The organism is Alteromonas sp. CH_MED4-4 (assembly GCF_037029575.1).
Lineage (GTDB): Bacteria > Pseudomonadota > Gammaproteobacteria > Enterobacterales > Alteromonadaceae > Alteromonas > Alteromonas macleodii.
This window is the reverse complement of sequence record NZ_JAYMEU010000021.1, coordinates 17,432-30,885: the sequence shown is the minus strand read 5'-3', so window position 1 is coordinate 30,885 and position 13,454 is coordinate 17,432. Positions and strand designations below refer to the sequence as shown.

Annotated in this window: 9 protein-coding genes and 1 pseudogene; 4 read left to right on the top strand and 6 right to left on the bottom strand. The window is 44.8% G+C overall.

All coding sequences use genetic code 11. The features are described from left to right. The first annotated feature begins 3 nt into the window (after positions 1-3). The 3 genes and pseudogenes from WA381_RS14480 (at position 4) to WA381_RS14470 (ending at position 5,490) form a co-directional block, all read left to right on the top strand. A complete protein-coding gene (locus WA381_RS14480; protein ID WP_014950261.1) occupies positions 4-582 on the top strand; it encodes a thymidine kinase in 579 nt (192 codons plus the stop codon). Between the two features lie 351 nt (positions 583-933). Next, positions 934-3,837 (top strand): annotated as a pseudogene (locus tag WA381_RS14475) (TonB-dependent receptor). Positions 3,838-3,987: 150 nt separating this feature from the next. Beyond that, entirely contained in the window at positions 3,988-5,490 is a 1,503-nt protein-coding gene (locus WA381_RS14470; protein ID WP_156086700.1) for a tryptophan halogenase family protein, read from the top strand. 15 nt (positions 5,491-5,505) lie between these two features. On the opposite strand, the gene WA381_RS14465 is transcribed toward WA381_RS14470, so the two are convergent. Next, positions 5,506-6,531, bottom strand: coding sequence for a LacI family DNA-binding transcriptional regulator (locus WA381_RS14465; protein ID WP_014950264.1), 1,026 nt, complete (start codon positions 6,529-6,531; stop codon positions 5,506-5,508). 185 nt (positions 6,532-6,716) lie between these two features. After that, positions 6,717-7,346: a uracil phosphoribosyltransferase gene (gene upp / locus WA381_RS14460; RefSeq protein ID WP_156086701.1), complete on the bottom strand. Its 630-nt coding sequence runs from the start codon at positions 7,344-7,346 to the stop codon at positions 6,717-6,719. Between the two features lie 328 nt (positions 7,347-7,674). On the opposite strand from upp, the gene WA381_RS14455 reads away from it, so the two are divergent. Further along, positions 7,675-8,958: a pectin acetylesterase-family hydrolase gene (locus WA381_RS14455; RefSeq protein ID WP_156086702.1), complete on the top strand. Its 1,284-nt coding sequence runs from the start codon at positions 7,675-7,677 to the stop codon at positions 8,956-8,958. A gap of 218 nt (positions 8,959-9,176) precedes the next feature. Here the strand turns inward: WA381_RS14455 and WA381_RS14450 are convergent, their stop codons facing one another. The 4 genes from WA381_RS14450 to ylqF form a co-directional block, all read right to left on the bottom strand. Beyond that, on the bottom strand, positions 9,177-9,398 hold the full coding sequence (locus WA381_RS14450) for an XRE family transcriptional regulator (protein ID WP_014950268.1): 222 nt from the start codon (positions 9,396-9,398) through the stop codon (positions 9,177-9,179). Positions 9,399-9,764: 366 nt separating this feature from the next. After that, positions 9,765-10,277, bottom strand: coding sequence for a WbuC family cupin fold metalloprotein (locus WA381_RS14445; protein WP_156087354.1), 513 nt, complete (start codon positions 10,275-10,277; stop codon positions 9,765-9,767). A 13-nt stretch (positions 10,278-10,290) separates the two neighbouring features. Then, entirely contained in the window at positions 10,291-12,354 is a 2,064-nt protein-coding gene (locus WA381_RS14440; RefSeq protein ID WP_156086703.1) for a glycoside hydrolase family 97 protein, read from the bottom strand. Positions 12,355-12,448: 94 nt separating this feature from the next. Continuing rightward, positions 12,449-13,453, bottom strand: a complete 1,005-nt coding sequence (gene ylqF, locus WA381_RS14435) for a ribosome biogenesis GTPase YlqF (RefSeq protein WP_014977114.1) — start codon at positions 13,451-13,453, stop codon at positions 12,449-12,451. Between the last annotated feature and the right edge of the window lies 1 nt (position 13,454).

Here is a 13,454-nt window from a genome sequence, read left to right as displayed (position 1 = left end):
ACCATGGCTCAACTTTATTTTTATTACTCTGCAATGAACGCAGGGAAGTCTACATCACTCCTCCAATCAGCTTATAACTACCGTGAACGCGGTATGCATTCCGTGATTTATACCGCAGCGCTAGATGATCGATACGGCGTTGGGAAGGTCACTTCTCGTATCGGCTTACAAGCAGATGCCAAGCTATACGCAAAAGGCGATGATTTGTTTGCCTCAATAAGCAAAGACTGCGAAGCGTTAAAGCCAGACTGCATTTTTATTGACGAAGCACAGTTCTTAACAAAGGCACAAGTAAAGCAGCTAGTGGACGTAGTTGATGAACTTGATGTGCCGGTACTAGCCTACGGCCTGCGTACCGACTTTTTAGGTGAAACCTTTGAAGGCAGTCATTATTTGCTGGCTTGGGCAGATAAACTGTCTGAACTAAAAACCGTTTGCCATTGCGGTAAAAAAGCAAGTTTCGTGGTACGTTTAGACGAAAATGGCAATGCAGTAAAAAATGGTGATCAAGTACAAATTGGCGGCAACGACACCTATGAATCAATGTGTCGCAAGCACTTTAAAGAACTGGTTTGGGACTAAATCCCAACGTCAAGTAACCTAACTAAAATAAGCAGTCACTGAACCTCATATCTGTTGCGGGCTATAGCATTTATTGTCCGCTTCTCATTCTCTAAAAAATTTGCCACTCCCCCTTCTGCTCTTAGCCAGATTTCAATCGGCGTTATCCAAACTTTCTCGGTACTATCTAGAAGTAGCAAGAAAAAGCATTAAGCATTCTTGCTAGCCACGAATAGCCGTTTATGACCTGTATTTGAAAACACTTTTCTTAAACAATCAAGAAAACACTTGCGTATGAGTAAAACAACTACTATTGTTAAAACGTTGTAAATAATAAAACCTTTGTTTAACACACTCAGCAAGGTATGACTCATGAAGCACACCAGTACGTTTAAACCTGCGTTAATCGCTATTTCAATTACCGCCGCCCTTAACAGCGGTTCAGTAGTAGCACAAGACACACCAGACGACGAACAAGTAGAAATTATTCAAGTTTCGGGTATTCGAGGCTCTTTAATGCGCGCCCAAGCGGTGAAAATGGACAACGATTCCATTGTTGAGGCCATTTCCGCAGAAGACATTGGTAAGCTTCCAGACTCTTCAATCGCAGAATCACTTGCCCGCTTGCCAGGCCTATAAGGTGAGCGCGTAGGCGGACGAACGTCTGGTATTTCGGTACGTGGCTTCAAAGAAGACTTTACCGGCACCTCGCTGAACGGACGAGAGCTTATCGGTATTGGCGATAACCGTGGCGTAGAGTACGACTTATACCCTGCTGAAATCATGACAGGTGCCACAATTTACAAAACCTCTGACGCGTCGCTTATTGTCCAAGGTATTGGCGGTACAGTAGACTTGCAAACAGTACGCCCTCTAGCAGCCCAAGAAACCCTTACCGTCACTGGGGTCTACGAACTTGGTGGCAACGATTTAGATAATCCAGAGTTCGACAATAGCGGCAACCGGTTCGCCCTTTCCTTTGTAGAAAAGTTTGCCGATGACACTGTGGGTCTCGCACTTGCCATTGCATCAACGGAGTCCCCCAGAAACGAGAGAAAATACGGTGTGTGGGGTTATGGTGAGAATGACGATGGTCAGGTGCTTCCGTTTGGTTTAGACACTCAGGCCATTAGCCGCGTGCTAGAACGCGACACGATTTCAGCCATTCTTCAATGGCGTCCCACCGATAGACTAGACATTGTTTTTGATGCGCTAGATATTGATTATTCCGACTCAGGTGTTATTCGCGGTTTCATCGAACCCTTCGCTGCGGCAAATGTAAGCGGTACAGGCATTAACAACTCGGGCACGCAAGTTAACGCGAATCCAGTACTGCGTACAGATCCCGCGCAAAAAGATGGCGAGCTTAAAACCTTCGGTTTAAATATCAAATACGACATAACCGATGAGTGGTCTCTTACTTTAGACGTGGCAGACAGTGAGTCGAACAAACGTGACTTGCGTGGTGAATCATACGCTGGTTTAGCGCGTTCTGGTGCGCTCGGCGAAGGGCAATTAGGTTCACGTCAATTCGAAATGAGCACTGATGGTATTTACTTTACCGGCAGTAGCGGCCTTGATGCATTCTCTGATCCCACCATGTTACAGCTTGCGGGTCCTCAAGTTTGGGGGGGCGGTATGGCTAACATTGCCGATCAGTTTACCACCGATGTGTTACAGGCAAATGGTCAACCTTACAGCTATTTCAACGCCCAAGACGGCTTCCTGAACTTTGCTGATTTTGAAGAAGAGCTGACCACAATACGTTTTGAGGCAGTTGGTTATGTAGATTGGGGAATCTTCAACACTTTTACGGCCGGCGTAAACTATAGCGACCGATACAAAGCAAAAGATAACAAAGGTTTCTTCGCAACCGCATCATCTTATCCATTTTCTGAAGCGATCCCTGAGCAGTATCTGTACAACGGCTTAGCTGACTTAACCTGGGCTGGCATGGGTTACGTTGTAGCCTACGACGGATTTGCCCCTTACAACGATGGTGAATATACGCTTAATGATGCAGGGCTTCTAGAACCTGATCGTTTAGGTGATACCTACACCATTGATGAAGAAGTAACTACATTATACGCCCAGCTAGACTTTGAGACTGAAGTTCAAGGTTTCAATGTAAAAGGTAACGTGGGTGCACAATATGTACAAACAGACCAAAGCTCAACGGGTTTCATTGGTATTGTAGGCCCGAACTTTGCCGTGTGTGACGACGATGGCAACCAAGTAGTTGATGCGGACTGTATTATTACCGATGGCGATGATTACTCTCACTTCCTACCTAGCCTGAACGTAAGTGTCGAACTTAATGAGAATCGCTACCTGCGCTTGGCGGCATCGAAAACCATTAGTCGAGCGCGTATCGACCAAATGAAAGCATCGGGCTTTGTTAAGTTTGATCAAAATATTGAGCTGATTGCTACAGAGAATTCTGAGGCGGCGGTGAGAGAGTTCGGATCGCCTTGGTCTAAGTTTACGGGTAACCCAACCCTTCGTCCGTTAGAAGCCAACAACTTTGACATTTCATTTGAAAACTACTTCGATGAAGAAGGTTATGTCTCAATTGCGCTTTTCTATAAAGATTTGGTTAATTGGACCCGCGACGGCAACCAGCTTATTGATTTCACGAATGACGTGACCAATGACGGTGCTAACTACTTCATCCCTGGATTCCATGACAGGATCGTGGACGTTGCTGGTAACTACGGCCCGCAAGACACGCCTTACGAAGTGGGCGATTTAGTAACTCCGCCAGACCAAGGCTTCTATTCATTCTTCGAAGATGGCCTGAAAGGTGAAATGAAAGGGGTTGAGCTAACGGCCAATGTTCCCTTGAGAATGCTCACTGACTCTCTGGATGGATTTGGTATTGCCGCTTCTGCAACAATCCTAGATGCGGAGCTTGAAGATGGCACAGCCATTCCAGGCCAATCAGACAATACGTACAGCATTACAGCGTACTATGAGATGAACGGCTTTGAGATTAGGGTTGCGGCAACCGATCGTTCTGAGTTCCTCACATATCAGCGTGGAGGTTCAAACAAAATTGAGCCAGCAACTCGTAACGCCGTTACCCAAGTCGATGCTCAAATTAGCTACGATTTTGCAGATAGCGGAATTGAGTACTTGGAAGGGCTAAGAGTATCGTTACAAGGCGTCAACCTGACTGATGAGAAAGAAGAAACCATTGATGATGCAGGCATTGTTACGCTCCGCCGCGAGTTTGGTCCTTCTTATATGCTAAACCTCAACTATTCGTTCTATTAAAAGGGACCATCCCTTTTGAACGTACGAAAATAATGGCACGCATCTTTAGATAGTGGATACGTGTCTTGCATTACTGCCATGTAAAGTGTGGCAGTAATGCGCAACTCTGATACTGTATAATTTCACCCTTCTTTTATTGCAGAGCCTTTAATGACAACACCACTCCGAATTGTTATTGCTGGAGGCGGCACAGCAGGTTGGATGGCTGCCAACCTTTTAGCTCACCGCTGGGCTAATCAAGCTGTGACCATCACACTCATAGAATCAGAAGACATTGGCACAATAGGCGTAGGCGAAGGCTCGACACCTACTCTCAAGCGTTTCTTCCAAACTCTTGATATTCCTGAGTATGATTGGATGGAAGAGTGCCAAGCAACGTATAAAGTTAATATCAAGTTCACGGGCTGGAATGGCAATAATTCACACAGCTACTCTCACCCCTTTATTAGCCAGCTAGATGTTTTTAGTGAACGAGCATTTCACGTTAATGCCTTAACCAGAAGGCTGGGTCTCGATGTTGAAACTCGACCTGATAAGTTTCTTATGGCGGGGTATTTGGCAAAGAAAAACCTTGCCCCTCTTCCCTCACATAATTTTCCATTCGATATAGAATACGGCTACCACTTTGACTCTCTAAAACTTGGACGATTCTTACGCGAGCGCGCTAAATCAAAAGGCGTATATCACGTTGTTGGTAATATTGAATCGGTGCATACCTCACCATCTGGCGACATTTCACATCTCGTTTGTCAAGACGGACAAAAACTTGATGGAGATCTGTTCATAGATTGCACGGGTTTTTCAGGACTCCTTTTACAAAAGACGCTAGGCGTACCGTTTAGGGACTTTAGTGACAACCTATTCAATGACTCGGCCGTTGTGTTGCCTACACCAGCATGCGCTAATTTACCGGTTGAAACCGAGTCGGTTGCCATGTCGAACGGTTGGCGTTGGCAGATACCGCTTCGCAACCGCACGGGAAACGGATATGTGTATAGTCAGCAGTACCAAGAGAAAGACGCTGCAGAATGTGAATTGCGACGCGCATTGGGGATGGAAAATACCGATGTTGAAGCAAAGCACTTGTCTATGCGTGTAGGGCAATGTGAAAGGCACTGGGAGAAGAATTGTCTTGCACTAGGCTTGTCGCAAGGGTTTATTGAACCTTTAGAAGCAACGGCACTACACCTAGTTCAAACGAGCATCGAGCTTTTCGCGGACAACTATTCTTTCAACGAAACAAGTGCTCAACAGAGACAGGCGTTTAATCGGGAAGTTTCAGAGCGCTTTGAACGCGTCCGAGATTATATCGTGTGTCATTACAAGCTAAACGGGCGCAACGACAGTGACTACTGGAGAGACAACAGAGCTAATATGAAGCTGTCCGAATCACTGCTTAGTTTACTTGATGTGTGGTACAGAAAAGGGGATATTGTTGAGGAAATAAAGCGGCAAGGTATTGGTCGACATTTCAGCACTACCTCATGGCATTGTTTGTTGTCTGGCTATGGTGTATTCCCGCCACCGGCACTCAATCAGCCCGCTTCTTTGAAGGAAAGCGGCGACCTTTTTGAAGAAAAGAAACTTGCCGCATTTTTTAATCGCTGCTCGTTAAACTTTGATAAGCAATCTACCTTATTTAACGCGGGCTGAACCTCTTGGCTCAGCCTATACCGTCTCGCCGACTTGCAATTCAAAAGGCAGCGTACTCTTTGCTGTTACTTGATTAAGCAGTGCTTTTGTTGCTTCTACGCCTTTGCCACTACTGGATTGGCAAACTGTAGTAAGACGCGGGCGCGCACGCTCGGCTTCCCCAATACCATCAAACCCTGTAATTTTCAGCTCTTCCGGTACCTTAATATTCATATCCAAGGCTAAGTGAAGTAGCTCAAGGGCTATAATGTCACTCATACACAAAACCACATTAGGTCTTGGAGAGCTGGTCAGTACTTCTTTGGCAGCCTGTCTTGCAAAATGTCTGTCACTTTCTGGAAGGTGCCAAATACGCTCATTGCTTACCGTGATGTTCTTTTCTTCAGCGGCCCTTAAATAACCATCAAGTCGACGGTGAGCAATTGAGCTGTCTACGTCAATCAACGGACTATCGTAAATACGACATGTAGAAGGCGAGTCAATCAGGCGAAGCCCAAAAATTGCCACATTATCACCTTCATTTAACGCATGAGACGCAACGCGATAGGCCGCCTCTTCGTTATCAATATTAATAGATGGTTTGTCTTCGATATCAAAGTCAACGGTGACCACAGGTTTTGGCGACACTGCCAACTCCGCTACCAAGTTGCTGTTGCGCGGTTGTCCGTAACAGATAAAACCATCAACAAAATCTACAACATCAAGAATGCTGTCAGAGTCGCCCGCGTACAGTAACAAATGCTTGCCATTTTCTTGAAGCGCAGAAGAAACACCTTTAATAAAAGTACTCGCGACGGGGTCACTCACCATATATGAAATGCTGTCGGCTAATACTAAAGCCACAATATTTGATGTGCCCTTTCTGAGGATCTGTGCTGCTTTATTGGGGCCGCTGTAACCAATCTTTTTGCACTGCGCTAAAATCTCTTCGCGCTTCGCTTTTGATAATTGGTCCGGGCGGTTAAACGCATTTGAAATGGTTGCCGTTGAAACGCCCAACTGTTCAGCAACATCTTTTAGGGTAAGTTTTGTTTTATTCATTATTTTTAGCTCTTTTCACGAAACTAACTACCCAGATTTAAAAACAAAAAAGGGTAGCAAGCGTGCGCTCTGACTACCCTCTGACTATATCATTAACTTAAACGTTTAACGCGTGAAATTTAGCGCTAATTCGATGAGTTGTGTAACAAATTGCTCAATGGCTTAATTTTTAGAGATTTTCGCTCTTAGCGCGTGCCAAAGATTTTGTCTCCAGCATCTCCTAATCCCGGTAGGATATAGCCTTTCTCATTCAATCTATCATCGATTGCGGCGGTAAAGATATCAACATCAGGGTGTGCTTCAACAACGGCTTTAATGCCTTCAGGCGCAGCAACAAGGAATAGTCCCATTATTTTTCGACAGCCTTTCTTTTTCAAAAGGTCGATTGTTGCAATCAAAGTACCGCCAGTGGCTAGCATCGGGTCAACAATTAGTGCAGTACGTTCATCAATATTTTTAACCACTTTATCAAAGTAGGCGACCGGCTGAAGCGTATCTTCATCACGGTACAGACCCACTACGCTAATCTTCGCATTTGGAATTAGTTCAAGTACCCCTTCAAGCATACCTAGGCCTGCACGAAGAATAGGAACGACAGTAATTTTTTTGCCTTTAATTTGTCTTACTTCTACCTCATCGCCCGACCAACTTTTAATCGTCGCTCTTTCAGTAGGCAGTGTTCGCGTTGCTTCATAAGTCAGAAGGTTCCCTACTTCAGAGGCAAGCTCGCGAAAGTCTTTGCTGCTAATTTTAGCGTATCGCATAAGCCCTAGTTTGTGCGCAATAAGCGGGTGGGTAATTTCGTGAACGGCCATGTAAGACTCCTTGTAATCGATTTAGCTATATTTTAACCCAGAAGTATTTTAGTTAAAGCGATTAGTCGTAAAAATATGTTTATTCAATGCTTTAAAACGCCACATCAACGCTAGACAGAGTGGATAAATGCTATAACCTAGTGCGTAGGCTATAGCCACAGTTCGTGGCGCAATTCACGATCATGAATGTATAGCGCTCGCTATGAATTGTCGTAGTTACGCGCTAATGAGATCGATTGAGAAAGTTTCAGGAAGTTCAATTTTCTCATAACAGCCGAATCAAACTTACTATTCAAACCATGTTTATCTATGTCAAAAGGAATTGTTTATGCATTCTTACGCTAAACGTTTTCGCTATTTTGCTGTAATGGCACTGAGTTTCTGTGCCCATAATGCCTTTGCACAATGGGAGCAAATCACTCCTGAAAATGAGGTGGTGGTATCAGTACCTGGCGGCGGTGAAAAAACCGTGTACCCATCATGTTCTCTTCCCGCTTTACCGGGACCAGAGGGGTTAGCACCCAACCCATTCTCGTTTTATTTCGAACAAGGAGAAAGTGATAACCTACTTATCTACTTCAATGGTGGCGGCGCCTGCTGGGACAGTGCCACTTGCTTAGCGTCAATGCAGCTTGAGTTTGACGACAACCCGATGTCGCGAGCCGCATATAACCCATCAGCCGTAATCGAAAATACGCCATTTATTTCAGGCGGAATATTTGAAGATACACAAGAGAACCCTTTTCAAACTTGGTCAAAAGTTTTCATTCCCTACTGTACTGGCGACCTACACTTAGGCTCAAAAGACACGCAGTACGTTGACGAGCTTGGTATCGTTACAGGTCTACCTGGTGCCGAAGTTACTTTAAAGCACCGTGGTCACGACAACGCGCTAGTTGTTATGCAGTGGATTAAAGAAAAACTGAACAACGATGATTTATCACCCAACAAAGTTCTACTCAGTGGAAGCAGTGCGGGCGGTTATGGTGCAACGTTCAACTTCCCCTACTTCCAATCGCTGTTTGGTCGCACAAAGGTTGCCCTCTTCGCTGATGCGTCGCTTGGTGTTATATCCCGAGGCTTTACGCAAACAGTCCTAAACTATCAAGGGCCATGGGGGATAGAAGATACACTACCACGTAATTTCCAATCACTGATTGGCAATTTTAACCATCTAACGCTCAATAAGCAGGTGATGCTGCGATTAGCTTATCAGTACCCTTGGAACCGTTTTGCGCAATATTCAACAGGAACCGACATTGTTCAAATTCAGTTTTCTAAAATCTCTGATCAGGTCTCTAGAGGTAATTTAGACCCAACGACATGGGGTGTAACAGAATCTGATTTAGGCTACATACTTGGCTGGCAGCTTCAGGCTAATGCGTCACTTCATGCGCTGTCAGCTTTCACTTGGAATTATCAATTTTACCTTGGTGAAGGCACCTGCCACATGGTGCTAAACGATTTTTGTGAAGATAATGCCTTCCCAGTATCCTCACCTAGCCCATTTTATCATGAGCAGAGTGCGCGAGGTATTTCCTTTAACGAATGGCTACACACCTTTGCTACGTCACGCCGCTTTAGAGAAAATAGCGCGGCATACTATCACTAGGAAACGTAGTGCGAACTTGTAATAAAAAGTAATCAATAACATGGCAAGTCCAACCCAGCAGTGGTTGGATTAGCCATATTTTCACCTGCGTTAACACGCCGCGATTACGAACATTTTAAGTCTCGCTGAGTGGGTAATAATCTATAAGGACTGGTATTAAAACTAGGATTTGTCGTTCCTTGCTGTGCATTTATGCAGCAACAAATTAACACGCCCTACTACCCAACTTGCAAAGTAGCGCCATCAGGCATAGTTACTTCAATTTTCATGTTCCCGCCAACCGCAGCTAAATATGCAGCCGCACGTTGAAGTGAAACGTCCTGAATACGTTTTGATTCCAACTTACTTACACCAGAAGCTGTGACCGATAACGCCATTGCTACGACTTCCTGTTTAACTCTGTGCTGCTTTCTGATGTCACCTAATGTGATTTCTTTCATTGTCTTTTACCGAGAATTACGGGCATTAAAAAAGCCCAGATGGTGATACCTTCTGGGCTTTTGCAAAACGTTCTACCTGCAGTGCCCAGAAGCCAATACTTGCCCCTGAACACCGACGGTCAGGTGCAATCAGTAATTAAAATTATAAAAATAACCAGTTGAAACGTTTTGCATGATAATTCTCTTTTCACAATGTGCTTGTACAATCGGCCCTTTGCCGCGACTAAGCTAAATGTATTGGCCTCGGTGCTTTTTAAATATATAGCAGCGGCCTTCTGTCACTTATCCTTAACCATACCATGTAGATAAGCAATAGCAATGACTTTCCGAAAAGGAAAGTGCCGAAAGCCGGCTATAAGCGCTTTATTAGGCAAGTAGAGGCTTTAAAAAACGTACGCTATCACCCACCGCCGCTTGCTTAAGTGATGCTAGAAAATTGGGGACCTGGTCGCTTCCTTCTTCAGGAGACCAGCTTGCAAAACCTTTATCATCGGTGACTTCGTAAGGCCCTTGTTTAACTTCCATGAAAACTACTGGGCTATGACACACCGTTGCGTGCCAGGTATTAGGAGGAATCTCAATTCCGCAGGTCTCTCCACGAGCGGTTAGCGTTACTCTGTTTTCGACTTCGCCATCGTCGCTGAAAAATAGAATGTCTAATTCGCCCTCTACCACCATGAAGAACTCCCACTTATGAGACTGTACATGTCGATGAGGCCGCACGTAGGAGTCAGGCATCATTGCAATAAACAAACGCTGTACCATGTCGGTATAAGATTTATGTACGTTCAAATTAGCCCGTCGGCGAGGACTTTCCTCAGCCGACTGTTTAAGCGTTTCAAACAACGCTTTATCAAAATACTGAATCTTATCCAACATCACACCCTGTCTATTATTGCGCTAGTAATTTAAAGCGTATCGCTCCTCCCCCCGATGGCGCAAGCTTTAATGACAAGACATCGGCAGACGTCACTACCTTTTTCTCGATGTTCATTGCGTAGGGGTTTGTTTTCCAATGCGCTTTCTCTCCATCCAGATAGAGCTGCGCTTCATACTGCTGACCTTCCTCTAGAAAGGTTAGCGGTAGTGATAATTCTCTGGCTTCTTCATTCGTAATCGCACCAACAAACCAATCGTTTTCAGAGTAGGATGTGTGCTTGCTCGCTTTACGCGCCATTACAATATATTCGCCCACTTCTCCTTGAAGCGCTCTACTATGAGACCAATCTGTAGGGACGTCTTTGATAAACTGAAACGCCGGTAAATTATTCTCATAATTACGAGGTAAGTCTGCTGCCATTTGGATAGGGCTGTACAGCACTACATATTGGGCCAGTTGCTTGGCAAGCGTTGTTTGAGGGCGCATAACCTCTCCTTTGCCCCACTCTATTCCGCCGTCATTTTTTCTTATGTAGTCAAAATTGAAAATGCCAGGTGTGAAATCCATCGGACCAGCGAGCATGCGAGTAAACGCCAACATGGGAATATGGTTAGGCGGATTAGGTGCCGCCCACCCTGAGTTGTATTCCTGACCACGAGCGCTTTCTCGCGATATCCAGTTCGGATAAGTACGGCGAAGGCCGGTATCTTTTACCGATTCATGAGTGTTGATGGACAACTGATATTTCGCAGCGGTTGTGACGTTTTTAATGAAATGATTTACCACGTCCTGGCTGTCGGTATATTCATAGCGCAGTACGTTGTTGTCGTCGCGCACTTTGAGATTTTGGCCATGGGCAACATAGCCCGTTTTAATTTGAAAGCCCCCCAGCTTGTTGTACAGGGCAAAACCGTCTTCCATCTGCGCTTCGTAGTTGGTTATTCCTCCTGATGTTTCATGGTGTCCTATTAACTTCACGCCAACTTTCTCGCCGTAGCTGGTCACCGCTTCAATATCAAAGTCTGGATAACTTTCTGTGAAAGAAAATAACTCTGAATTCGCTATCCAATCACCATCCCAACCTTTATTCCAACCTTCAACCAATACACCATCAAAACCGTGTTTAGCGGCGAAGTCCATGTATTGCTTTGTGCGCTGAGTAGTAGCACCATGCTTGTCTCCAGAGCCCCACGTATACTCATCAATGTGCATTCCCCACCAAATACCTATGTATTTTCCTGGTTCAACCCAGCTCACGTCACCGAGTTTATTTGGCTCATTAAGATTCAAAACAAGGTATGAATTAACCAAATCCGTTGCGTCATTTCCTAACGTAATAGTGCGCCATGGAGTAACAAAACTGCCAGTTTTATGCACCAAACTCCCGTCGTGACGAGGTGCCAGCGACGCTGTAAAACGCCCTAACTCTTGTCTTTTAAGGCTCATACCCGCGTAATCAACAAGGGCAGCTTCATGAATAGCGACATGAGTGCCGTTTTCATACTTCACCGTGAATGGCGTGTGAGCGGTGTGAACGTCTTGCAGATTAGTGGATTGATAAACATATTCATATCTATCTCGACCATGGGCAGGGATCCAAAACGCTTTTGCTTGATGAGAATCGACTAAGTTAAATTCAGTCAGCTCTCTAGTAATTATGCGATTACCGCTTGCAGGTAGCTCGTAGCGAAAGCCGATACCATCGTTAAAAACTCTGGCTCTTACAAGAAAAGTGCGGTCTTTATCGCTAGGGTTATAGAACTTGACCAAAAGCTCATTGTGGTTGTCGCGAATGTTTCGCTGCTCTCCCCACGGCTGCTGCCATGTTTGATCCACCGTATTCCTGCTTATCTCTTCTACTTTAAAGTCGCGATATAAAGGGGCGGCTTTTGCAAAAGTAAAACCAAGCTTACCGAGCCCTAAAACGGGTTCTCCATTAAATGACACCCGATATTGCGCTAATTCGCCATCATCTGTGAACGATAACTTTACTTTTTTATCTGGGGAGAGAACCGACAACTCATTAGCTATTGAAGGCAAGGAGACGGCCAATAGAAGGAGCAAAAATACGCGCATCAAATATCCAACAAAAGTTGTTAACCTAATGTTAGTATCAAGTGATAGCGAATTTTTGCAACCTATTTCTTAATCGATTAAGCCTATTTTTTGGTTAGCGCTTATTTTTCTTCATCCTACGGCTTTGTTCTTGACGCTTCTCTTCTCGTTTTTCTTTCCGATCTTTCTTATCCGGCGTTAACGAGCCTGTTTTGAATTTTGCTTTACGCTTGGCTTTCGCTTCAGCTTTCTTCGCCGCCTCAAGTGCCATTTCTTCTTTTTCGACTTCCAGCATTTCTGGTGTCTCAAGGGTTATTCGCCCTAACTTACCCGACTGCAGTTCTTTAAGCAGGATCTCGCATATTTTATGAAGGTTTACACGACCACCCGCTTGAATTGCCCCACGCGTTTTGGCGGCGGCTTCCAGAAACTCTATTTCAGTATCTGGCAACTCGTCCAGCTTGTAGCGCTCCTTCATTACCTCTGGATACGCTTTAATGAGGTAATCTGCCGCAAAAAAACCGACATCGTCGTATTCCATGGCAGTATTTTTAACAGCGCCCGATGAAGCTAACCGATAAATTGAATGTGGGTTTTCAAGCTTAGGCCACAGTACTCCCGGTGTATCAAACAAGATAATACCGCTGCCTAAATTTATGCGCTGCTGGCTTTTCGTTACAGCGGGCTCGTTGCCTGTTTTAGCAATGATTCGGTCGGCTAGAATATTAATTAGCGTCGATTTACCCACGTTAGGTATACCTGTGATCATAGCTTTAATTGCTTTTGGCTGACCTTCTTTATACGAACAAATGCTTTTAACCAACTGCATAATTTGCTTGCTGTTGCCCGGGTTATCGCTAGAGGTCGTGATCGTCTTCACGCCGCGCTCTTTCTCTAAGCTCTCCTGCCAGCGCGCAGTAATTTCTGGGTCTGCCAGGTCATACTTATTAAGAATTTTAATACAGGGCTTATCGCCGCGTATTTTTGCAATTTCAGGGTTTTCACTTGAATATGGAATACGTGCGTCAAGCACCTCAATAAGAATGTCTACTTGATTAAGCGACTCTTTAATTTCTTTCAGGGCCTTGTGCATATGCCCTGGGAACCATTGTAATGCCATG